21 protein-coding genes are annotated in these 23,546 nt (G+C 41.4%); 7 read left to right on the plus strand and 14 right to left on the minus strand.

Annotated features, from left to right (window positions below):
• Positions 1–71: 71 nt before the first annotated feature.
• The 5 genes from DFQ04_RS17125 to trxA all read left to right on the plus strand — a co-directional run bounded on the left by DFQ04_RS17125 (position 72) and on the right by trxA (position 5,163).
• The gene (locus DFQ04_RS17125) at positions 72–809 is read left to right on the plus strand and encodes an isoprenyl transferase (RefSeq protein ID WP_133558132.1); all 738 of its coding nucleotides are present in this window, start codon (positions 72–74) and stop codon (positions 807–809) included.
• A gap of 96 nt (positions 810–905) precedes the next feature.
• Complete coding sequence (locus tag DFQ04_RS17130) at positions 906–3,605, plus strand: BamA/OMP85 family outer membrane protein (protein WP_133558134.1); 2,700 nt, start codon at positions 906–908, stop codon at positions 3,603–3,605.
• A 92-nt stretch (positions 3,606–3,697) separates the two neighbouring features.
• The gene (locus tag DFQ04_RS17135; protein WP_133558136.1) at positions 3,698–4,228 is read left to right on the plus strand and encodes an OmpH family outer membrane protein; all 531 of its coding nucleotides are present in this window, start codon (positions 3,698–3,700) and stop codon (positions 4,226–4,228) included.
• A 13-nt stretch (positions 4,229–4,241) separates the two neighbouring features.
• On the plus strand, positions 4,242–4,793 hold the full coding sequence (locus DFQ04_RS17140; RefSeq protein ID WP_133558138.1) for an OmpH family outer membrane protein: 552 nt from the start codon (positions 4,242–4,244) through the stop codon (positions 4,791–4,793).
• Positions 4,794–4,857: 64 nt separating this feature from the next.
• The gene (gene trxA, locus DFQ04_RS17145) at positions 4,858–5,163 is read left to right on the plus strand and encodes a thioredoxin (RefSeq protein WP_133558140.1); all 306 of its coding nucleotides are present in this window, start codon (positions 4,858–4,860) and stop codon (positions 5,161–5,163) included.
• 44 nt (positions 5,164–5,207) lie between these two features.
• Here trxA and DFQ04_RS17150 read toward each other — a convergent pair whose 3' ends face one another.
• The 7 genes from DFQ04_RS17150 to accD all read right to left on the minus strand — a co-directional run bounded on the left by DFQ04_RS17150 (position 5,208) and on the right by accD (position 12,181).
• A complete protein-coding gene (locus DFQ04_RS17150; RefSeq protein ID WP_133558142.1) occupies positions 5,208–6,659 on the minus strand; it encodes a pseudouridine synthase in 1,452 nt (483 codons plus the stop codon).
• A gap of 128 nt (positions 6,660–6,787) precedes the next feature.
• Complete coding sequence (murQ, locus tag DFQ04_RS17155) at positions 6,788–7,600, minus strand: N-acetylmuramic acid 6-phosphate etherase (protein WP_133558144.1); 813 nt, start codon at positions 7,598–7,600, stop codon at positions 6,788–6,790.
• Positions 7,597–8,439 (minus strand): N-acetylglucosamine kinase, encoded by an 843-nt coding sequence (locus tag DFQ04_RS17160; RefSeq protein WP_133558146.1) that lies wholly within the window; start codon positions 8,437–8,439, stop codon positions 7,597–7,599. Before DFQ04_RS17160 ends, murQ begins: the two co-directional genes overlap by 4 nt.
• Before the next feature lies 1 nt (position 8,440).
• Positions 8,441–8,668 (minus strand): cytochrome b5 domain-containing protein, encoded by a 228-nt coding sequence (locus DFQ04_RS17165; protein ID WP_133558148.1) that lies wholly within the window; start codon positions 8,666–8,668, stop codon positions 8,441–8,443.
• A complete protein-coding gene (locus tag DFQ04_RS17170; protein ID WP_133558149.1) occupies positions 8,668–9,819 on the minus strand; it encodes a formimidoylglutamase in 1,152 nt (383 codons plus the stop codon). Before DFQ04_RS17170 ends, DFQ04_RS17165 begins: the two co-directional genes overlap by 1 nt.
• A gap of 81 nt (positions 9,820–9,900) precedes the next feature.
• Positions 9,901–11,205, minus strand: a complete 1,305-nt coding sequence (gene nqrF / locus DFQ04_RS17175; protein WP_133558151.1) for an NADH:ubiquinone reductase (Na(+)-transporting) subunit F — start codon at positions 11,203–11,205, stop codon at positions 9,901–9,903.
• 133 nt (positions 11,206–11,338) lie between these two features.
• The gene (gene accD / locus DFQ04_RS17180; RefSeq protein ID WP_133558153.1) at positions 11,339–12,181 is read right to left on the minus strand and encodes an acetyl-CoA carboxylase, carboxyltransferase subunit beta; all 843 of its coding nucleotides are present in this window, start codon (positions 12,179–12,181) and stop codon (positions 11,339–11,341) included.
• A gap of 213 nt (positions 12,182–12,394) precedes the next feature.
• Here accD and DFQ04_RS17185 point away from each other — a divergent pair, with 213 nt between their 5' ends.
• Complete coding sequence (locus tag DFQ04_RS17185; RefSeq protein ID WP_133558155.1) at positions 12,395–14,029, plus strand: carbon starvation CstA family protein; 1,635 nt, start codon at positions 12,395–12,397, stop codon at positions 14,027–14,029.
• 42 nt (positions 14,030–14,071) lie between these two features.
• Here the strand turns inward: DFQ04_RS17185 and DFQ04_RS17190 are convergent, their stop codons facing one another.
• From DFQ04_RS17190 to DFQ04_RS17220, 7 genes are all read right to left on the minus strand, one after another.
• Positions 14,072–15,610, minus strand: coding sequence for a phosphatase PAP2 family protein (locus DFQ04_RS17190; protein ID WP_133558157.1), 1,539 nt, complete (start codon positions 15,608–15,610; stop codon positions 14,072–14,074).
• 13 nt (positions 15,611–15,623) lie between these two features.
• Entirely contained in the window at positions 15,624–16,559 is a 936-nt protein-coding gene (locus tag DFQ04_RS17195; RefSeq protein WP_133558159.1) for a transporter, read from the minus strand.
• Positions 16,560–16,682: 123 nt separating this feature from the next.
• Positions 16,683–17,228 (minus strand): hypothetical protein, encoded by a 546-nt coding sequence (locus DFQ04_RS17200; protein WP_133558161.1) that lies wholly within the window; start codon positions 17,226–17,228, stop codon positions 16,683–16,685.
• A gap of 125 nt (positions 17,229–17,353) precedes the next feature.
• Positions 17,354–17,545: a hypothetical protein gene (locus DFQ04_RS17205; protein WP_133558163.1), complete on the minus strand. Its 192-nt coding sequence runs from the start codon at positions 17,543–17,545 to the stop codon at positions 17,354–17,356.
• 65 nt (positions 17,546–17,610) lie between these two features.
• Positions 17,611–20,412, minus strand: a complete 2,802-nt coding sequence (gene infB, locus DFQ04_RS17210; protein WP_133558165.1) for a translation initiation factor IF-2 — start codon at positions 20,410–20,412, stop codon at positions 17,611–17,613.
• A gap of 61 nt (positions 20,413–20,473) precedes the next feature.
• The gene (gene nusA / locus DFQ04_RS17215; protein ID WP_133558167.1) at positions 20,474–21,718 is read right to left on the minus strand and encodes a transcription termination factor NusA; all 1,245 of its coding nucleotides are present in this window, start codon (positions 21,716–21,718) and stop codon (positions 20,474–20,476) included.
• A 5-nt stretch (positions 21,719–21,723) separates the two neighbouring features.
• On the minus strand, positions 21,724–22,197 hold the full coding sequence (locus DFQ04_RS17220) for a ribosome maturation factor RimP (protein WP_133558169.1): 474 nt from the start codon (positions 22,195–22,197) through the stop codon (positions 21,724–21,726).
• 319 nt (positions 22,198–22,516) lie between these two features.
• Between DFQ04_RS17220 and DFQ04_RS17225 the strand changes: the two genes are divergently transcribed.
• Complete coding sequence (locus DFQ04_RS17225; RefSeq protein WP_067542855.1) at positions 22,517–23,545, plus strand: rod shape-determining protein; 1,029 nt, start codon at positions 22,517–22,519, stop codon at positions 23,543–23,545.
• Position 23,546: the final 1 nt, after the last annotated feature.

Consider the following 23,546-nt stretch of genomic DNA (forward strand, 5'->3'; position numbering starts at 1 on the left):
CCTAGGGCTGATTATTAAAAAAGAAATAGCATTTTTGTACCTCCAAAAACGTAGGTACCCAAGTCATTGGAATGAAGGAAAATCTAGACCTAACCAATATCCCCAAACATATTGCGATAATCATGGACGGCAATGGCCGTTGGGCTAAGAAAAAAGGCGCCATGAGAATATTCGGACATCGTCATGCCATTCAGGCTGTGAAGGATGCAATTGAGGGTGCGGATAATCTGGGAGTGAAGTATTTAACCTTATTTTCCTTTTCCACAGAAAATTGGTCAAGACCACAAGACGAAGTCAAGGCTCTCATGGAATTGTTAGTCAAGACTATCATCGATGAAATCTCCCAGATGATGAAAAACAACATCAGATTGGTTGCAATTGGTGATCTTGACAGTTTGCCCAAATCAGCCTATGATAAACTGATGGAAGCAAAAGAACTGACTTCTTCAAACACTGGGCTGACCGTAGTATTGGCTCTTAGTTACAGCGGACAATGGGAACTTACCCAAGCTGTCCGACGCATTGCTCAAAAAGTCTCAGAAGGAACGCTGAATCCACAAGAAATTACTCAGCAGACTGTAGCCGAAAATTTGGATACAGCTGGAATCCCTGATCCAGAATTAATGATTCGGACCAGTGGAGAGTATAGAATCAGCAATTTTCTACTCTGGCAATTAGCCTACACCGAGCTCTATTTTACTCCGGTGCTATGGCCAGATTTCAGAATAGAACACCTTTATGCCGCAGTAAAAGATTACCAAAAGCGAGAAAGACGATTCGGAAAAACCGGCGAGCAAGTAAAATCTTAAGTTATTGATGAAATCAAGCGTGACACAAATGTCATCTAGAGGTAAGAAAAAATCCCGCGAGATTTCATATGGCCTTTTAGGTCAAATTAAAGTCATATGAAAAGAAGTTTATTGATTCTGTGTTGTTTGATAGGGTCTTTTTCGGCCATGGCTCAGATCCGTCTAGGTCAGAGCAGGTACGCCTCTACCAGACCTGTTGACATTCTGGAACTTAATTACGCCAAGCCTGAAAAATACAGAATTGCTGAAATCAAAGCTGTTGGATTGACTACTCTTGATGAGGTAGCCATCATTTCCCTTTCTGGGTTAAAGGTTGATGACCGCATCGAAGTACCTGGTGATGCTATTTCAAATGCATTGAAAAAACTTTGGGGTCAGGGTATCATCGGAGATGTAAAGATCTTAGTTACCAAAATTGAAGGGGAAGACATATACCTCCTATTGGATCTTACAGAAAGACCACGTTTTTCACGAGTTGAATTTGAAGGAATCAATAAAACTCAGGAAGGTGAACTCAGGGATAAAGTAAATATTCGGGGTAGAGTAGTACGTGATGACGTGTTGAACACTGCCAAAAGGAACATTGAAAAATATTACCTGGACAAAGGGTATTTGAACACTGAAGTTAAAATCTTCCAAGATCGAGACACTACTCTTCCAAATAGCGTCAAACTTAGATTTGACATCAATATCAATTCTAAAGTAAAGATCAACGAAATCAAGTTTTACGGAAACGAAGAAATCGCTGATCGCCCTTTGAAAGGCAAAATGAAAAAGACCAAAGAATATCCTCGTGTAGCGGTATTCAAGGATGCCTATTCAAGAATTACTGACGCAGATTTGGAAAGTGCTTCGGCTGCCGTGTTCAATACCGAACCAGCAACTCAGGAAGAGGCTATTTCCTATATCCACAAAAACTTCAAACTTAATTTCCTCAACGGATCAAAATACATCCCTAAAGAATATAGAAATGACAAAGACAATGTCATTAACTACTACAATAGCCAGGGATTTAGAGATGCAAAGATCATTGAAGACTCAGTCTATAATTTCTCTGATGACAAGATTAATATTGACATTGCCGTAGAAGAAGGAAGAAAATACTATTACAGAAACATCACCTTTACTGGAAATTACATACATCCAAGCACTGTCTTGCAGGCAAAACTAGGCATCGCCAAGGGTGACGTGTATAACAAAGAAAAACTGGAAAAGAGACTGAATTATGACCCTCAAAAAGGTGATGACGTAAGCTCACTTTACCAAGATAATGGTTATTTATTTTTCAATATCGAACCTGTAGAGATCAATGTAGTAGGAGACTCCATTGACCTGGAGATGCGAATCTTTGAGGGTCCACAGGTTACTGTAAATAGCGTCAGCATCAAAGGAAATGAACGTACCTCTGATCACGTCGTCATGCGGGAAATTCGAATCCTTCCAGGCCAAAAATTCAACCGTGCCTTGTTGGTAAGAACGATCCGAGAACTTTCAACTCTTGGTTACTTTGACCCAGAAAAAATCAATCCAGATCTAAGACCTAACTTCGAAAATGCAACGGTGGATATCACTTTTGAACTCGAAGAAAGACCAAATGACCAGATCGAATTGTCAGGTGGCTGGGGTGGATTTTATGGGTTTGTAGGAACTGTCGGCTTGGTTTTCAACAATTTCTCCGTAAGAAACATCGGAGATTTCAGCAAGTGGGACCCACTTCCTGTAGGAGACGGACAGAAGCTTTCCTTGAGAGTTCAAGCAAACGGAAGAACTTTCCAGAACTATTCTCTTTCGCTGACAGAGCCTTGGTTTGGTGGAAAAAAGCCGGTTGCCTTAAGCTTGTCTTTCAATCATTCAGTTCAACGGCAGGTTAATTTCTTCAATCCTAATTCCAATCCCTTGGATGACAACGGATTTTTCAAAATCACAGGGATTACTCTAGGTTTGGCAAAACGAGTGACTTGGCCTGATGATTATTTCAGCATTAGTAATTCCTTACGATTCCAGAATTACGAATTCAATAAGTTCGGTACTTCCTTTGGTCTAAGCTATCCCACTGGAAATTCAAAAAGTATTACACTAAATACTACCATTGCGAGAAATAACGTCGACAACAATATTTATCCTCGATTGGGATCAAATATTATGCTCTCTATAGCAGCGACGCCTCCCTATACATCTTTGAATAAAAACATTACTTCAGAGTCTCCAGATCCGGTAAAATATGAGTGGTTGGAATACCACAAGTGGATGTTTGACGCCTCCTTCTATTCACCAATCTTCGGATCAAGCAAGTGGGTAGCCAGCGCAAGAGCTCACATGGGATTCTTGGGATCCTATGGGGATAAAATTGGTCTGATTCCTTTGGAAAGATTCGTGATGGGTGGTGATGGAATGACCTTCAACAACTTTGCCTTAGGACAGGAAATTATCGGTCTTAGAGGTTATGAAAACCAAAGTATAACCCCCGGTAGAGATTCCAGAGGTTCACTAAACCCTGATCCTTATGGGGGAGTGGTTTACAACAAGTATGTGATGGAGGTCAGATTCTTAGTATCGCCAAACCCTTCTGCGACAATCTTCTTACTAGGATTTGCTGAAGCTGGTAACAACTGGGGGAGCTATAAGGACTTCAATCCATATGATTTGAAAAAATCAGCTGGATTTGGAGCTAGAATCTTTATGCCAGCATTTGGTCTTCTTGGTGTAGACTGGGGATATGGATTTGATGCGATCCCTGGACAGCGACAAAGAAGTGGTCCACAATTCCACTTTACAATTGGTCAGCAGTTCAGATAATCTTCCAAATGATCGGAGCGTTAGTTAAATTATGCAAAAAGTTAAATTGCGTTTTAGGTAAAAACTATAGCCTCTGAAAATCTGACGAAGACATGAATAAATCACTGAAAATTGTACTTTTGCTGCTCTTATCGCTTTCTGCGGGCCCTTTGGCTGCTCAGAAGTTCGGATATATTGATTCAGAATACATTCTAAACAAGCATCCGGACTACAAAGTCATCCAAGATGAGATTCAAAAGCTAAGCTCCGAGTGGAAGAAAGAGGCACAAAGTTTGGACCAAGAGATCAAAGACTTATCCACCCAACTGAAAGCCGAAGAGGTACTACTTACAGAAGAGATGTACCAAAAGCGATTGGATGAGATAAAAGCGAAGCAGAAGGCTTCTCAAGAATTTAATAGCAGAGTTTTTGGAATCAACGGGATGTATTACCAGAAGCAGGCAGAATTGCTTCAGCCTTTGCAATCCAAAATATACGATGCCATCGAAAGAGTCTCCAGGCGAAACAATCTGGCAGTACTTTTCGATAAAGCAGCTGGCCCCTCTGCCATTATTTATACAGACCCAAGGCATGACTATTCAGAGTTTGTCCTGGATGAATTAGGAATTGAAGACAACAATTAAATAGACAATTAAAATGATGAAAGTAAAAGTTATCCTAGCAGCAGTAGCCTTGCTATTCGTAGGATTCACAGCTCAGGCACAAGAGATCAAGATCGGGTATACCAGTGTGGAATTTATCATGGACTTGATGCCTGAAATGGAGCAAATTGCAGCTGATATCCAAGATTACCAAACTCAGCTTCAAACAAACATTCAGACTAAAGCTGCTGATTTTCAGCGCCAGGTTCAAGCTTACCAGCAAGCTGCTCCAACCATGACTGAAGATGCAAGAAATGCGAAAGAAGCTGAATTGACCAAGTTGCAAAACGATCTTCAGAAGTATGAGCAGGATGCTCAAGTTTCCTACCAAAGAAAGCTAGGTGAGCTTTTGGAGCCGGTACAGACTAAAGTAATCAACGCAATCAATGCTGTAGCTGCTGAAAACAACTATACGCATATCTTTGCTGAGACTGCCGGACAATCTCCAATTCTTCTTTATACAAAAGAGAATGACAAATTCACTGAATTGGTTTTGGCAAAACTTGGTCTTCAAATGCCAACTCCTCCAGCTGGCGGAACTCGTTAATTAAGTAGACATTATTCATCAAAGGCTGCCTTTTAAAAAAGGCAGCCTTTTTCTATTTTGGTCTATGCCTAAAAAGAATCCTAAGGATATCATTTCTCAAAGTCAAGATGCGGTCTTGGTTGATTTTTATGCAGATTGGTGTGGACCCTGCCAAACCATGAACCCTGTTTTGGATGAGGCTCTTCATGAATTAGGTGGTAAAATCAAACTTCTAAAAATTAACGTCGACAAGCACCCGCAACTTAGTCAGCAGTTTGGTATTCGCTCTATTCCCCATTATATACTTTTTAAGCGGGGGAAAATTCTTTGGAGAAAAGGAGGGGTAATTACAAAAAGGGAGCTAATTCAGCAGCTCAAAGGATTTGTATAAAAAAAGCCCCACTCTTAGGCTATTGAGAGAGGGGCTTAAAACTTTTAAATGTAGTATTTGAGGCGGATTACTTCCTGTTCTGTCAGGAATCGATAATGCCCGCGCTTCAGGTCTTTCTTGTCCAATCCGGCAAACATCACCCGATCGAGCTGCTCCACCTCATATCCAAGGTGGGCAAATAGTCTTCGGACGATTCTATTTCTACCGATATGGATTTCCAATCCCAAGATGGTCCGGTCCTTAGATAATACCTGCATATCATCCACTTTGACATCTCCATCTTCCAAGGTCAAGCCTTCTAAGATCTGTTCCTCATCCTTATGGGTGATTGGCTTGTCCAAGGTTACCTGATAGATCTTTTTAATCTCATTGGAAGGATGGGATAGCTTAGCAGCCAATTCTCCGTCATTGGTAAATAGTAGCAAACCTGTGGTATTTCTATCTAGTCTTCCAATAGGAAAAATTCTCTCCTCACAGGCATTCTCTACCAACTTCATCACAGTCTTACGCTCCATGGGATCATCAGTGGTGGTGATGAAATCCTTCGGCTTATTCAATAATACATAAACCGGTTTCTCAGGATTTATCCTTTTACCCATATAAACCACACGATCGGTCTTCTTTACTTTGAAACCCATCTCGGTGACTACTTCTCCATTCACAGTGACCAATCCTTTTGCGATAAGGTCATCTGCTTCTCTCCTACTGCAAATCCCTGAATTGGCCACGTATTTATTTAGCCTGATTATTTCCTCCTCGCCTTTTCCTTTACTCTTTTTTGCGGGAAGATTATCAAAGTTATAGTCAGGTCTGTCCTGATTCAGTTCTTGTCTGGGGATTCTATTTTTTCCAAAACCTCTCTTCTCTTCCTGAGCGGGCTTTGGTTTAGCTTCAAAAAACTTTGGCTTTTCCGTAGAAAATCTAGGTTTCTCATCCCGGCCACGGCCTTTGTATACAGTTCTTTCTCCTGGGCTTTTAGAAGGTTTATCCTCATTAAAGTCCTTTCTGAAAGGCTTCTTTGAATCTTCTCCTCTTTTCTCGAATTTCTTTGGACCAAACTCATCCTTTTTGAAAAACTTCTTGGGCTGATCGCCAAAGGATTTCTTTGGGAATTCAGAATCTTCTCTTCGCTCAAACTTTTTCTGAAATCCGCCTTCCTTGTTGAATTTCTTCTCACCAAAAGACTTTTTTCTATCGTCTCCTGACTCAAATTTTTTCCCAAAAGAAGGTCTTTCCGATTTTTTGTCTTCATTAAAAAATCTGGCTTTGGGCTTCTCGCCAAAGGACGGTTTGTCCTCACCTCTCTTGGAATAGGAATCCTTTCCATAGGAATCTGCCTTTTTTCCGAAGGATTTTTTGTTGAAACCAGAATCCCCATCTTTTTTCCCGAACCTTGATTCTTTTGGATTTGAATCGGATTTTTTAAAGGATTTTGGGGAATCGAAGTCTTTTTTGTCTTCGCTAAAAAATGGTTTTCTAGGATTGTTCTTTTTCATGTTTTTGCAGCATCTCTGCTGTAGTTAATTGTTAAGAATAAGACGCTGAAATTCAAACGCTTATTTGGGCTGCAAAGATACAGTTAATCGGAGGATATAAATACTAGTCCTCAAAATTTTCTCTAAGCTTAAACTTTGCTTTTGTAATAAAATTCGGTTGCATTCCTCACAGAGCCCTGAGTAAGTAGTAAATCTTTGGCTTCTTCATAGGCTAAGCCTGTAGCTTCCATGATCATTTTTGTGCCTCGATCTACCAATTTGGCATTGGAAAGCTGCATATCTACCATCTTATTTCCTTTTACTCTTCCGAGTTTGATCATGACGGTGGTAGAAATCATATTTAAAACTAATTTCTGGGCAGTACCTGATTTCATCCGCGTACTTCCTGTCACAAACTCAGGTCCTACCACCACTTCAATGGGATATTCCACTGCTTGTGCTAAAGGGGAGTTTGGATTACAAGTGATACATCCAGTAAGCAACCCTTTCTCTCTGGCCATTTTCACTCCACCAATTACATATGGAGTGGTGCCCGAAGCGGCAATTCCAATAACCGTATCCATTTCGGAAAAGCCATAATCCTGAATATCAACCCAAGCTTGATTGGGATCATCTTCTGCATTTTCCACAGCTTTTCGAATTGCAGCATCACCGCCTGCAATCAATCCTATGACCCAATCATGGGGAACTCCATAGGTAGGAGGACATTCTGAAGCATCCAAAATCCCCAAACGCCCACTAGTGCCCGCACCAATGTAAAATAACCTTCCCCCTTCCTGCATGCGAGGGACGATTTGCTCGACTAGGTCTGTAATCTTGGAAATTTTATCTTTGACCGCTGGAGCTACCTTGTGATCCTCTTCATTAATGTGCTGAAGAAGTTCGGCTACTTCCATTTTTTCCAAATTCTCATAATGAGAACTACTTTCGGTTACTTTCATAGCAATTCTTGATGATATAGCGTAAGTCCAGCGATCGGACTTTCCAGGATAATATTGACGTGGATACCTCTGTCCAAAGCAGCTTTGCGGAGGATATCGCTATTATAATAAGCAATAGACCCTACGAAATTCACTGGTTTGGAAGTGTAATTTTCATATTTACTCACATGCCTATCAAAGAAATCCTGAAAGGCATTGTAGAAGAGGCCATAACAATAGGGATCAGATTTATTCTCTGTGATAAATCGACAAAAACTTGCCATATACCTACTTGGAAAAGGCTGTCTATAAACATGATCCTGAATTATATGCTGAGTAATGTGAAATCGCTCAATGGCCATCTTTCGGATTTTTTCTGGCATCTCATCATAGATGAAATCCTGAAGAAACTTTTTCCCTACGTAGCCTCCTCCCCCTTCATCTCCCAAAATATATCCCGGTGCAGGACGAGTCGAAACAATTTTTTCCCCATCATAATCGCAACTGTTGGACCCTGTACCCAAAATACATGCTATCCCCGGCAAATGGCCACAAGTTGCTTTTGCAGCAGCGGAAAGATCATGATCCACTTGTATTTTGGCTGTTGGGAAAAGAGATGAAATAGCCTCTTTTACTTCCTCTTGTCTTTCAGGAGAGGAACAACCCGCTCCATAAAAATAGACTTCCTCTATTTCATTGCTTAAGCCAACCAAGAAATCATTCCTCATTTGGAGAGCCATTTCCTCAGAAGTCATATAATAAGGATTAAACCCTACTCCACGGTATTGACTGATTCTCCCACCCCGATGAATCACTCTCCAGTCAGTTTTACTGCCTCCACTGTCTGCGATTAAAATCATATCATGCTAATTGCCCAATGGGCTGAAATTTTTCAAAAACTTTTTCTGTATGTGGAGCATCCGGTAACTCCTCTGTCAAATCTTGTCCAGCCCAATGCTCGTAGTGCATTCCATTTTTCCAGAGTCTAGATGAGGTGACATCGTAAATGATTCCTTTGTAGGCAATCCATATCTCAGGTCTATCCTGGCCATTTCGTAGGGCTAGCTGTTGCCGAGTATAGAATTTCATCAATACAATTTGATCTGGGAATTAATCCAACGCTCAGGAATCTCACCCTTCTGTGCTAATTGGTAATCTGCATAACTACAAGGAACAGTACTCACCCGATCAAAGCGATTGGTTTCATTATGTGGAATTTCCATCCACCATTTGCCACTCCTCTTGCTTTTATAGAAAACCAAGTTATTGGGTTTGTTATCCAGAGAAACGGTGTATTTAATGTAGTCGGCACTTTTAAAAGAAAGGCTATCCTTCCTACTGTAAAACCCTTCGATAAAATACCAGATCATCACCGCAGCAACTTTGGCTGTTTTGTTATTGGCATCGTCGAAATAGGGATCGTATCCATAAAGCCCAAAAGAACTCAATTTCTCATTGGTCCCTGCAAACCAAGAGATTTGACAGGCTTCCTCACCCGATAAGCCAAAAGGCTGTGCATCTACCGCTCCTGGTGCATCTGCAGATTGGATAGCTGAGAGATCAAAAGTCAATAAATCCGCATCCCGAATAAGGGGCTCTATTTCATTGAATTTATCTCTAATCTGTCCCAAGCGGACATGGTCGAAATAGAGTTTTTCCAAAACATTGACTAGGGCGGGATCTACCAAGAAGCTTTGATAAGCCAAATGGGTATAAGAAAACAGGAAATTAGGCTGATGAAGTACAATCTCTTGGGTATGTCGAGAATCCTCTTTGCCGTCTTCCTCCATGTCAATTTTTGAGTCAACAGAAACCATGCTCACCAGCTTTTTCATTTTCTGGTAGGACAAATATTGCCCGTAGTCCAAGTCATGCGTTCCTCCAAAAAAGACTGGAAGAATCTGTTGTTTCATCAAATACTCACCAACCTGACGAATATTCTGGTAGGTATTATTTAGAGAATCTCCTGAAATCAAATCACCCAAATCTGCAATTTGATAGGAGGATTGTCCCTTCTTAAGTTCATAGAGTTTTTCCCGAATCTCTGCACTCCCCCGATCTACACTTTCTGCTTTGGCTGTTCCTCTTTTTTCTTTAAGTCCAATTAATGCAATTTTTATATCCTTTAGCTCAGGAAAATCATTGCCATAAACTTTTATCTGGCGGAAAAGAGAATTGTCGGGATAAGATTTTTTGAATAAATAATCGGGTACGGGATCGAAAAAAGACTGAATATTCATATAAAGGTGATGGTTGATTAAAAGTAAACAAAAATGGTACTAAACTAAAAAATCCCGCCGAAGCGGGATTTTATTTTTTGTTTAACCACCGAAGTCGTCAAATCGGATGTTTTCTTTTGGAATTCCCATGTCATCGAGGAGCTTGAGAACCGCCGCGTTCATCAATGGAGGACCGCATAGGTAATATTCTACTTCATCTGGCTCTGGATGATTTTTAAGGTAATTATCATACAAAACCTGATGAATAAATCCTACATACCCATCTGCTTCTTTGTCTTCCAATGACTTCTTGATCTTCCAGTTATCTTCAGGAAGTGGCTCCGAAAGTCCAATGTGGAAATTGAAGTTAGGGAATTCTTTTTCGATTTCTCTGAAATGAGGAACATAGAAAAGCTCTTTCTTGGATCTACCACCATACCAGTAAGAAACCTTTCTGCTGGTTTTCTCCGTATGGAACAAGTGAAAGATTTGAGCTCTCAATGGCGCCATACCAGCACCACCGCCGATATAAACCATTTCTCTTTGAGTAGGATTGATGTGGAATTCACCGTAAGGACCTGAGATTGTCACCTTATCTCCTGGCTTTCTAGAGAAGACATAAGAAGAACAAACTCCAGGATTTACATCCATCCATCTGTTATTAGCTCTATCCCATGGCGGAGTGGCGATACGGATAGTTAGCATTACAATATTTCCTTCAGCCGGATGGTTGGCCATGGAATAAGCTCGGAATAGGGGCTCGTCATTTTTCATGACCAGAGACCAAAGACCGAATTTGTCCCAATCGCTCTTATAAACATCTGCAGGGTGTCCCAATTCAGGATGTGGAGTAATGTCCATATCCTTAAAGTTTACTGTAATTGAAGGCACGTCAATTTGGATATATCCTCCCGCCTCAAAGTGTAGCGTTTCACCTTCAGGAAGTTTCACTTTGAATTCCTTGATGAAAGTAGAAACGTTGTAGTTAGACATAACTTCACATTCCCACTTTTTAATACCGAAGATTTCTTCAGGCACCCGGATTTTCATATCCTGCTTTACCTTTACCTGGCAAGCTAGACGTACATGACCTTGCTGTTCAGCACGGCTCAAGTGACCTACTTCTGTTGGAAGTACATCTCCACCACCTTCTTCCACAACACACTTACACATCGCGCAAGTACCTCCACCACCGCAGGCAGAAGGAAGAAAAATCTTTTGATTTCCCAATGTGGAAAGCAAACTAGTTCCCGCAGAGGCAACTATTGGATTACTTTCATCTCCATTGATTACAATTTTTACATCTCCAGAATTGACCAATTTGGACTGGGCAAACAAGAGAATGAGAACCAGTAGCAGAATAATTACAGTAAATGCTACAATGGACGTAATAATTACAGAACCCATGAAATTTTGGTTTTACTTTTTCGTGGTAATTGGCCCCGATTTGGGTGCACAAATATATTTATTAATCACAAAAACAGGCCAAAGTCTATTCAATTTTGAAAGGATTTAACCCTGTTTTTGATGAGATAACTCATTAATTGTTCAAGAGGTTTAGCAAAGTTGTCAATCTTGATTTCAATTGGCGTCTGTCAATGATAAAATCAAGGAAACCATGCTCTAAAACGAACTCGGAACTTTGAAATCCTTTGGGCAAATCCTTTCCGATCGTCTCACGAATCACTCTTGGTCCGGCAAACCCGATTAAAGCTCCTGGTTCGGCAATGTTAAAATCACCCAACATCGCATAAGAAGCTGTCACCCCCCCTGTAGTAGGATCAGTCAATAGAGAAATGTAAGGAATCCCAGCCTGGTCAAGCAAAGCAAGTTTAGCAGATGTTTTGGCCATTTGCATCAAAGAAAATCCAGCTTCCATCATTCTAGCTCCGCCTGACTTAGAAATCATCAGGAAAGGAACTTTATTTTTTAGGGAGTAATCGATGGCTCGGGAAATTTTTTCTCCAACCACAGAACCCATAGAGCCTCCAATGAAATTAAAATCCATACAGGCCACCACGATCTCCAATCCGTTCATTTTACCATGAGCAGTTCGGACAGCATCGTTTAATTCTGATTTTTTGATGGTTTCGGTGATTCTGGAAGAATAGGGTTTGGTATCTGAAAATTTCAGCGGATCACCCGATTTCATATCCTTATCCAGCTCGGTAAACTTATTGTTGTCAAATAAGATTTCGAAGTATTCCTTGGATCCGATTTTAACATGAAAATCATCATCTGGACATACATACGCGTTGTTTTTAAGCTCACGGGTATGGATGATATTTCCGTTTGGCGTCTTAAACCACAGGCCGTCAGGAGTATCTTTCTTTTCAGCAGTTGAGGTTTTGATGCCTTTGTCAGTTCTTTTAAACCAAGCCATAAATTAGTATTAGGTTGTTTTTTGACAAGTCAAAGGTTACAAATTTAGACCTAATCTCCATTAATTAAAATTAAATCACCTCTTCTCTTAGATTAATCAGAATTCACCAGCCAGGTAAAATCACTTTTCAGCTCAGGGATTTTTATTTTATTTTGAAAAAGAAAATAAGTACCTCATTTTCATCTCGTAATTCCCTATTTCTCCCAAATAACCATGAGTCTATCCATCCTTTTATTGATTTCGGCGGTGATTTTATTTGCAGCCTACAAGCTTTATGGAGGTTTTGTCTATAAAAAATTCGGATTGGATGACTCCAGAAAAGCTCCTTCCCACCTCCTGAGAGATGGAGTAGATTATGAGCCTAGTAAGCCAATAGTGGTCCTGGGCCATCACTTTGCCTCCATTGCTGGAGCTGGACCAATCGTCGGGCCTATAATTGCTGTAACTTTTGGATGGATTCCGGCTGTGATTTGGATTTTGGTTGGGGGGATTTTTTTTGGGGCAGTACATGATTTGGGAAGTATGGCTGCCTCGCTTAGAACTGATGGCAAATCGATCGGGATAATCATCAGAAATCAAATTGGAGCAAAAGGAAAACAACTATTTGTATTATTTAGCTTTTCTACGCTGATCTTGGTAATTGGTGTGTTCTCAGATATCATTGCCAAAACCTTCGTGGCTAATCCTGGAGTTGCTTCTGCATCTATATTTTTTATTGGATTGGCTTTGGCATTCGGCTATGTCAATAGACTTGTAGGAAGCAAAACGCTTTCATTTGTGATATTGACTATCGTTGGAGTCATTTTGATGTATTACTTCGTCTACCTTGGCACTCAGCTTCCATTTGTTTTGGATTACAACATTTGGATTTTGGTACTCTTGGGATACGCTTTTGTCGCATCGGTTACTCCAGTTTCCTTGTTGCTTCAACCTCGAGACTATTTAAACAGCTATCTTCTTTATGGGATGATGATCGCTGCTGTTGTGGGTGTTTTTGTAGCCAATCCAGAAATCGAAATGAGTACCCAAATCCAGGCTTCCAGTGATAGCTTAGGGTATGTTTTCCCAGTTTTATTTGTGACTATCGCCTGCGGAGCCATTTCCGGTTTTCACTCTTTAGTAGCCTCGGGGACCACTTCAAAGCAATTGGACAAAGAAAGCGATGCGAAAATTGTAGGTTTTGGAGGAATGTTGATTGAATCCTTCTTGGCCATTATTTCAGTTGGCGCAGTCGTAGTACTTTCCAGAACTGAGTACATGGAAAGGTTAACTTCTGAGGGTCCAGTTTCCTTATTTTCTACTGGACTTGGGGGAATGATTGCTTCCCTAGGAGTTTCTGAACCATTTGCCATTGGCTTTGTCGCCCTGACTGTCTCGGCTTTTGCTTTGACGACTTTGGATACCTGTACCCGATTGGCCCGATTTACCCTTCAGGAATATTTTGAAGATATGCCTCAGCCTGCGGCTCAGGTTTTAGCCAAAAACAGATATATCTCCACTTTTATTGTGGTGATTTTATCGATTTTGCTACTTCTTTCCGGGGAATTTTCTACCCTTTGGCCGATTTTCGGTTCAGCAAATCAGCTTTTAGCAGCTTTGGCCCTTTTGACTATCGCTGTTTGGCTGATCAAGAAAAATATCCCGGCTACTTTTGTGACCATACCAATGTTTTTCATGTTTACGGTCACTCTGGCTTCCTTAGGGCTTTTTGCCTGGAAAAATTATCAGGAAAAAGGATATGTGCTAGCTCTGATTGCGGCACTCTTATTTGTATTAGCTATTTCCTTGATTTTCCTTGCCTTCAAAAGTTTAAAAGCTGAGGCCAAAGAACCTGCAAAGGCTCTTTGACCTCACTTTATCGGTAAAGAAAACACTAGCTAAACCCGAGATTTATCGTCCTGCTCCATCAACCCTAGCTTTTTCTAAAGTGTATTGGGCTACATTTCGTCCCTGCTGTGTTCCTGCTATAGCATCAAAAGACCAGTGAATTCCTCCATATACTCTTGAAATGGCGGCCTCCTCTGCCCATCCGCGAACAAGCTTGGCTTCTTCTGGGAAAATATAGGCCAGAATCTCTGAACCCGCGGCTGAAAATACTGAATGTCCGGAGGTATATGCCGGAAAGTTTGGTGTGCCAGCAATCGTCTCAAATCCGGGAATCAATTGGATCGGCCTAGGATAATGGTAATAATACTTAGCGTCCCAGCAACTGATCCCGCCGTCCATCATAGCCATGTTCAGGTAGGCAAAAGTGCGGGCAGCCCGAAGTGTATTTAGACGATACTTGACTATAAACCGTGCTGCGAAATCATTCCAATGCCCTGGAGGGGTATAAGTCCCCAATCCATCTTGCCAAAAGTTGGTGATCCTTCTTCGTTCCGCAGTGGAGTTGGCAGCATACTCTTTTAAAAGCTTTACATCAGCTTCAAATTCAGGTGTGCCTGGTTTCGGAGGCATTGGTGGGCGGGTAGCTTCCACGTTCGGAACATTCCACATTTTCACTTTTCCAAAAAGAGGAGTCAAGCCAACTGGTCTTTGGGGAGATTCCTGATTGATCCATTTCCAGCCAAAACGTTTGAACGCCTCATTGGCAATCGAATCACCGACTACCTGGTTGGTTTGGGCATTTTTCATCCCATCTGTGGAAGCCCTCTTTAAAGCCAAAGCTGCAATCTCCTCACCGATAGACACTCCTGCATCCAAGTCGCTCGGTACGAATTCACCGGAAAGAAGAAGGCTTTCCAAATGTTCTTTTTCTCTCCTTTCCAGATATGCTGCTTCCAAAGGGAACATTGCGGTCAGAATTTTTCTCGAAGCCGCAGCAACCACTGCTCCATCAGAAGGATAGGCTGGAATATTCTGATCATGGTAAGCAAAAGGAATACTGGGGTCAACTTGGTAAGCAGGTGCGCGATTGTAGAGAAATTTATAATGCCATGCGGATATTAGCCCATCAAAATGAGCCACGGACAAGTAAGCCAAGGCTCTGCTGGCATAAGGAGGATGTGCAAAAGGAAAAGCAGGTGGTCCTTGAGGATCAGCGGGATTAGGAACTGGGTAAGTCCCATCAGCATTTGGACCAGGAATCAAATTGTATTTAGCAATCAACTCAAGAGCGATTTCATTCCAGCGAACGACAGGATTGTTGGTCCAGTAGACTAGAGTTTTCCGCTGACCAGCCGTCATTCCTTGAATAGCTGATTTGGTTTTAGCCAATTCAGCTTGGTAAGCAGGCGAATTAGTTGCAGTCGGAACAGGAATTTTTAAATCCGATCCTGCTGATATAAGGATAGGCTTCCAGTTTCCACCCTGAGGATCATTTGAATTAAACTCATAGCTGGAAAATTCAAGTTCAGTGGGAAGGTCCTTGTTGCAGGCAAAGACAAATACCAAAGTGCACAAGGCTATAAGTGAATATATTTTTTTCATCGTGAGGTCTGAATTAGTGGATTAATCCGAATTGGTAGGTGACACCTACACCGATACTGGTCATCTTGGGGGCGTTTCTTCCATTTATTATTTGATCCCAATAGCCAAGGACTCCGAAACCTTTAATTTTTGGAAAATAGTAATGGGCAAAAGCTCCTACTCGGCTTGCATTGACCTTGTTGGTTGGTTGGGGAGCGTTGTACAATCGGATATCGTCACCTGAGGTCGAGTGCTGAGATCCAAACTTCACCTCGGTCCTTAAGGAGTTATTGAGAAACCATTTCCCCAATACAACTTCATAATTCCAAGAATTTGGAACATCCATCCAAGGTGTGAAATAGCTGCCATTATTGTAGTAATACTCCCTTTCTGCTTTGGTATACCCTTTCCAGAGATATCCACCCACAGCACGGAAATAGACCCCCGATTGAAGTTTGTAATTGACAATCCCTCTCCAGGCCAGCTGGGGTGCACCCAATCCCAAGGAATAAGGCTGGTAATCGGAAAGGTAGTTGGAGGCGGGAGCAGAAAAGTTGAGCGAGGCAAAAGCGCTTAACTCTGACTTCTCGGTTTCTTTTTGGAAAAACCGGTATTTCAAACCAAATGAAATGTCTTGGATGCCTAAGGCTCCAGCAAATTTTCCTCCATTGGGTTTAGTCGAATGAGTAGCGACATAAGGCAATCCCACATAGACATTTAATTTATCGGTGATTCCATAGGCGGCCATTAACATGGCTGTGTTCCTTTTGACTGTGGCTATGGTAGCATTCGTGCGAAGGGAAGTTCCCTCCCAGTATTCATTAAATCGGCCGTATTCGTAGTTGGCCAAGAAGCAAATTTCCTTAGTCGGCATAAGTAGCTCATCCGTTGGAGACTGAGCAACAGACCAAAAAGGAAGCACCAAAAAAGGCAATATAAGCCTCCAATGGCATTTCAAGAAGAAATTCATGTGTGATCTAGAAAAGGTAGAACAGAGAAAAACCTAAAGCAGGAGGACCCTATTTTCCCCCTGCTTAAGTGAAATTAAGTGTACCTATCACGTCTCCCGCTGGGAGCTTAGAAGGTGAAAAGTTTAAGAAAACTGTGGAGGGGGGCCGTCAATCGTGAAATAAGGACTCATGTAAGTTGAAAAAATAAACCCAATCTGTATTTCATAACTACTTCTATCCGAAGTCTCAAACTTGAACATATCGGATTCCAGATAGTCTTTGGCAAATAATTTTAGAGAGATTTTACCCCCTTGGTCTTGAGGAAGCTCATCTGTTACAATCGAAGAAATCCATTGCTTGACGGAGGATTCTAGAACTCTCCTTGCGGTATCAGGAACATAAATAACCTGAAGGGTGTCATTTTGGTAGCGTTGCTTAATGGCACGGAAATACTTTCCATCTTTCTCAAAGCGAGTATTAGTAGCTTGAAACTCCTCTTGATTGGCCATGTAAGGTGCTGCAAGTGGAATTTCCATCAACCTTTCTTCCAATCCCGCTAAATCGTCTCCATAGATTTGATCCTTCCAGCTATTTTCTAAGGAATAATTCGCTGAGAAATAAAAAGCGTAATAGCCAAAGTGATAAATGGCAAAACAAAAAAGAAGCAATATGGCGACAGCCTTTCTCAATCGAGGATAATTTTAAAACGAAATCTGGTTGAATTTTTCGGAAAAGAAAAAATTGAGTGGAGAAATATTTTTAAACACAAGATTCATTCATAAAAATCTAGATTCTCAGAATTTTATTTTAGCATTTAGGCGAATAAAGTAGTCAACCACCAAAGAATCAAACTACCGAAAAATACCAAACCATAAATCTTTAAAACTTTCAATCTATTGAACCGATCTAAAAACCAGAGAACCAAAACAGGCTTGATCAGCCCCAAAAGGATAAAAATTCCAGAAAGAATGGTAGTTCCTAAAAAGATCAGCTCAATCGCTTTCATATAGCTATAAAACTAAAAAAGGGAGCTTAATAATGCTCCCTTTTTGTCAAATCCTCAGTTGAAGATTATTTCTTTCTTTTTATTTCCTTCATTTCATATCCTTCAATAGTGTCATCCACTTGGATGTTATTGAAGTTTTTGATAGAAATACCGCACTCGTATCCAGCCTTCACTTCAGCTACATCGTCCTTGAATCGCTTCAACTGATCGATTTCGCCTTCGTGAATTACAATACCATCTCGAATGATTCTGATCTTGTTCTTTCTGGTAATAAATCCATCAGTAACATAAGAACCTGCAACCGTTCCCACTTTGGAAATTTTGAAGACCTCTCGAACCTGAATATTTCCGGTGATAACTTCCTCGAATTCCGGCTCCAACATACCTTCGATCGCATCTTTAATCTGGTTGATCGCATCGTAGATAATGGAGTAGTGACGGATTTCGATCTCCTCTTGCTCAGCCAATTTCTTGGCATTAGTAGAAGGTCTAACCTGGAATCCAATGATGATAGCATCCGAAGCTGAAGCAAGAAGTACATCGGATTCAGAAATCTGACCCACACCTTTATGAATAATGCTCACCTTAACTTCATCCTTGGAAAGTTTCAACAAGGAATCAGAAAGTGCTTCTACTGATCCATCCACGTCACCTTTGATGATGATGTTCAATTCTTTGAAGCTACCAATAGCCAATCGTCTACCAATTTCATCAAGCGTAATATGCTTCTTGGTTCGAAGACTTTGCTCTCTTTGGATTTGCTCTCTGGAGTTAGCAATTTCTCTGGCTTCTCTTTCAGTATCGTAAACCTTAATGGTATCCCCCGCTTGTGGAGCTCCACTTAGACCCAGCATCAACACTGGAGTAGAAGGACCCGCTTCTTTAAGCTTCTTTCCTTTGTGGTCAAACATCGCTTTTACGCGACCATAATGCTGACCAGCAAGCATTACATCTCCAATTTTTAAAGTTCCAGCCTGGATCATAATTGTAGCGACATATCCTCGACCTTTATCAAGTGAAGCTTCAATTACAGTACCTACTGCGTTTTTATCTGGATTGGCCTTCAATTCTAGAATTTCAGCCTCCAACAATACTTTTTCCAACAATTCATCTACGCCCTGACCTGTTTTTGCAGAGATGTCCTGGGATTGGTATTTACCACCCCACTCTTCCACAAGAAGGTTCATATTTGCCAATTCCTCTTTTATTTTTTCCGGACGGGCATTTGGCTTATCCACTTTGTTGATGGCAAAAATCATCGGAACACCCGCTACCTGAGCGTGATTGATCGCTTCTTTGGTTTGAGGCATGATGCTATCGTCAGCAGCGATCACGATGATCGCAACGTCAGTGATTTTCGCACCACGGGCACGCATCGCGGTAAAGGCTTCGTGACCCGGAGTATCCAAGAATGCAATTTTATGTCCTGTTTTGGTCATTACATCATACGCACCAATGTGCTGGGTAATTCCCCCTGCTTCTTCCGCAGTTACTTTGGACATTCTGATATAGTCAAGCAAGGAGGTCTTACCGTGGTCAACATGTCCCATGATCGTTACGATCGGAGCACGCTCTACCAAATCTTCCTCGCTATCCTGCACTTCTTCCACGATTTCATCTTCGATGGATTTGGTGAATTCAACGTCATATCCGAATTCATCCGCAATAATGGTAATCGCTTCAGCATCAAGTCTTTGGTTGATGGAAACGAACATTCCCAAAGACATACAGGTAGAAATGATCTGATTGACCGTTACGTCCATCAAGGCTGCAAGGTCGTTAGCGGAAATAAATTCCGTTACCTTCAAGATTTTGCTTTCTTCACCCTCGGTTTCTACTTCCCGATCACGGTCAGCTCGCTTATCTCTTCTAGACTTTGTCTTTCCTCCTGGCTTATTTCCCTGAAGTCTGGCTAAAGTCTGCTTAATCTGATCTTGAATTTCTTTTTGGGTAGGTTCTGCCTTTTGGTTTCTTTGTTGAGGCTGATTTCCTCCACCTTTTCCACCTTTTTGTCCTTGAGCAGGTCTAGGGCCTCTGGCATCTTGTGGCCTATTTCCACCCTGTCCACCTGGAGTTCCAGGTTTATCAATTCTCTTTCGAGGTCTTTTCTTATCTCGATTTCTTTCGTCTGAAGAAGCTACAGGGCCACCTTTTTTCTTAGATCGGTCAACTGGTAATTCAATTTTACCCAATACTGTCAACCCTTTCAAAGAATCTGCTTTTGCAGAAATTAATTGGTCTTCCTTCGGTTCAACCTTAGGCTCAACTTTAGCAACCTTCGGCGCTTCAGCTGGTTTTGGATGCTCTTTTCTAGGCTCGGCATGTGCAGGCTTCTGAGCCTGTGGCTGAGGCTTAGGACCTCTTTGCTCTTGCGGTCTTTGTTGAACAGGCTGAGCAGGTTTAGGGGTTGGAGCTGGAGCTGGAGGAGGCGTTGGAGCCTTCTTTTCCAGATCTATTTTGCCCAAAATCTTAATCCCTTCCAATTTAGGAGCCTCAGAAACAACTTTCTCTGGCTCTGGAGTTGGGGCAGGTGCAGGGGTTGGAGCTGGCGCAGGGGTAGGCGCAGGTTCAGCTTTTTGTTCTGGAACCGGAGCCGGCTCAGGAGCTTTTTCTACCCGATCTACTTCAGGTTCGATCGAAATCGGCTCATGCCGCTTCCCAATAGAAAGGTGGGAAGCCTCTTCTTTTTCAAGCGCAGAAGATTTGAATTCCTTTTCCAGCATGGCCACCTGCTCCATGTTAATTTTGGAATTCGGATTATTCTCCACTTCAAAGCCTTTTTTAGCCAGAGATTCAACGATGGTATTTGTACCCACGTTGAGTTTTCTGGCTATTTGGCCTAATCGCATCATTTTTTCTTCTGACATAAGCAAAAACCTCTTTCGAAATCTTAAGTAAAATTAGGGTAATCTAAGGGGAAACCCCTTTTTATTGTTCAAATTCTGTTTTGAGGATTCGGAAAATCTCATCGATTGTCTCTTCCTCCAATTCAGTTCTACGGGTCAAATCTTCTTTGGTCAAGGCCAAAACACTTTTCGCAGTGTCAAGTCCTGTCTTTTTCAACTCATCGATGATCCACTCATCAATTTCGTCTGAAAATTCTGCCAAATCCACATCTTCCTCCTCGTATTCATTCAATTCACGGAATACATCAATTTCATAACCTACCAATCGGCTAGCCAATTTGATGTTATGACCACCCTTACCGATAGCCAAGGAAACTTGATCTGGCTTTAAGAAGACAGAAATTCTCTTGGTATCAGGATTGATGGAAATTGAAGAAACCTTAGCCGGGCTCAACGCTCTGGAAACATAGAGATCCAAATTATCGGTGTAATTAATAACATCGATATTCTCGTTTTGAAGCTCTCTTACGATCGCATGAATTCTAGATCCTTTCATCCCAACGCAAGCACCTACTGGATCAATTCGATCATCATAAGACTCTACTGCCACTTTAGCTCTTTCTCCTGGCTCTCTTACAATTTTGATGATGGTAATCAATCCATCATAAACTTCAGGAACCTCATTTTCGAATAGTCTCTCCAAGAAAACAGGAGAAGTTCTGGAAAGGATAACCTTTGGATTTCCGTTCATCATATCTACTCGATGAACGATAGCTTTTACAGTATCTCCTTTTCTAAAGCGGTCCTTAGGAATCTGCTCACCTTTTGGAAGGATAAGCTCATTTCCTTCTCCGTCAATTAATAGAATTTCTCTTCCGAGAATTTGGTAAACTTCAGCAGAGATGATTTCTCCAACCTGCTCTTCGTATTTGTTATAAAGGATATCCTTTTCAAGGTCTTTGATTTTTTGGATCAAAGTCTGACGAGCCATCTGTACGGCTCTTCTTCCGAATTCTTCCAATTCAATTTGCTCGTAAACCTCTTCGCCGATTTCAAAATCAGGTTCGATTTTACGGGCTTCGGTAAGACTGATTTTATCAAAGTCCCAGATATCCTCAGAGTTGTCGTCAACGATCTCCCGGATGCGGAAAATTTCCAAATCACCCTTGTCGGCATTGATCGTCACGTCGAAGTTTTCATCAGTCTCAAACTTCTTACGGATCATAGCGCGGAACACATCTTCAAGAATACGGATCATTGTAGGTCGATCCACATTTTTAGATCTTGCAAATTCTGCGAAGGATTCTATTAAGATTTTGGCATCCATTGGAGTTATTTAAAAGATACTTGTACGATTGATTTCTTAATTTCTTCGATTGGGATCAGCAGTTCTTCTTCGGTCGCTTTTTTTCCTTTTTCTTTTTTCTTGACCAAAAGCTTCACTGCTGCATCTTGAATCTCCAGCAATTTCCCGGAGAGTTCAGCACCTGTATTCAGAAACACCTTCAGATCACGACCTATATTTTTTTGGTATTGTCTTTTGCTGCTCAATGGATAATCCAAACCAGGTGAAGACACCTCCAACAAATAGGCCTGATCGATCATTTCATTTCCTTCCAATTCCTCCGACACAGCCCGGCTAACTAAAGCGCATGAGTCTATGGTCACGCCTTGATCGGCATCTATCAAAATCAAGAGACGGGTTTTGCCCGCCTTATCCTCCATTTTGACTTCAACCAAAAAGTGTGACTCATCAGGAAGATGCTTCTCCACCAATTCCTCAATTGCCTGTTTTAATCCGGTCATAGGTCAGAATAATGAAAGAGGGGACTTGTTGTCCCCTCCAGAAACTTTCGAATACGGTGCAAAAATAATATAAAGAATACCGAAAAGCAAAGTGCCCTATATTAATAAAGTATTGAGCCAATGAAATTTTCTTGAAATGAAGCGTTTTTTGTGAAAGGTCAAGAATTTCAAATCATTTGACCTTAATGAACAAAAAAATACTCTTTCCCTGAGTTTTATCAATTTAAGATAATAATTTTGCCGACCCGCGTTTAAAAGTGGTACTCAGGTACTATCTTAAACACCAAACTCCAAGTAAAAAGCCAATCAAAAAGTAAAAATGGGATTATTTGATTTTTTCTCTAGCGATATAGCCATCGATTTGGGTACTGCTAACACCCTGATTATCCATAAGGATAAAATCGTTGTGGATGAACCCTCGATAATTGCCATCGACAAAACCAATAATAGGGTTTTGGCTGTGGGAAGAGAGGCGATGAATATGCACGAGAAAACCCACGAGAACATTAAGACCATCCGTCCTTTGAAGGATGGGGTAATCGCAGATTTCTATGCTGCAGAGCAGATGATCCGTGGTTTGATCAAAATGATCCCTGGGCAGAAAAAAGGAATGTTTCCTCAGTCTCATCGCATGGTAATCTGTATTCCTTCCGGGATCACTGAAGTGGAGAAAAGAGCGGTACGAGATTCTGCCGAACATGCCGGGGCTAAAGAAGTATACATGATTTACGAACCAATTGCTGCAGCTATCGGTATTGGCATCGACATCGAAAAGCCAATGGGCTCTATGATCGTAGATATTGGAGGGGGTACTACAGAAATTGCTTTGATCGCTCTTTCAGGCATTGTAGCTGATCAATCCATCCGTGTAGCCGGAGACACCTTTACTAAGGACATCCTGGATTACATGAGACGCCAGCACAACTTATTGATCGGTGAGCGATCTGCAGAAAAAGTAAAAATCGCCATCGGTTCTGCTTTAACTGAATTGGACGAAGCTCCGGAGGATTATGAAATTCGAGGACGCGATCTGATGACAGGCATTCCAAAAGTCATCAAGGTCTCTTATTCTGAGATTGCTTTTGCACTGGATAAGTCTGTTTCCAAGATTGAAGAAGCTGTACTTAAAGCTTTGGAAATTGCTCCACCGGAACTTTCTGCCGATATTTATGATAATGGAATCCATTTGACAGGTGGTGGTGCATTGCTTAAAGGACTTGACAAGCGCTTGCATCAAAAAACCAAGCTTCCTATTCACATTGCTGAAGATCCACTTCGCGCCGTGGTAAGAGGTACAGGTACTGCCTTGAAAAATATCCAAAACTTCCGAACCGTTTTGATGACCTAAG

Origin of the sequence: Algoriphagus boseongensis, assembly GCF_004362805.1 — a bacterium.
Taxonomy (GTDB): Bacteria; Bacteroidota; Bacteroidia; order Cytophagales; family Cyclobacteriaceae; genus Algoriphagus; species Algoriphagus boseongensis.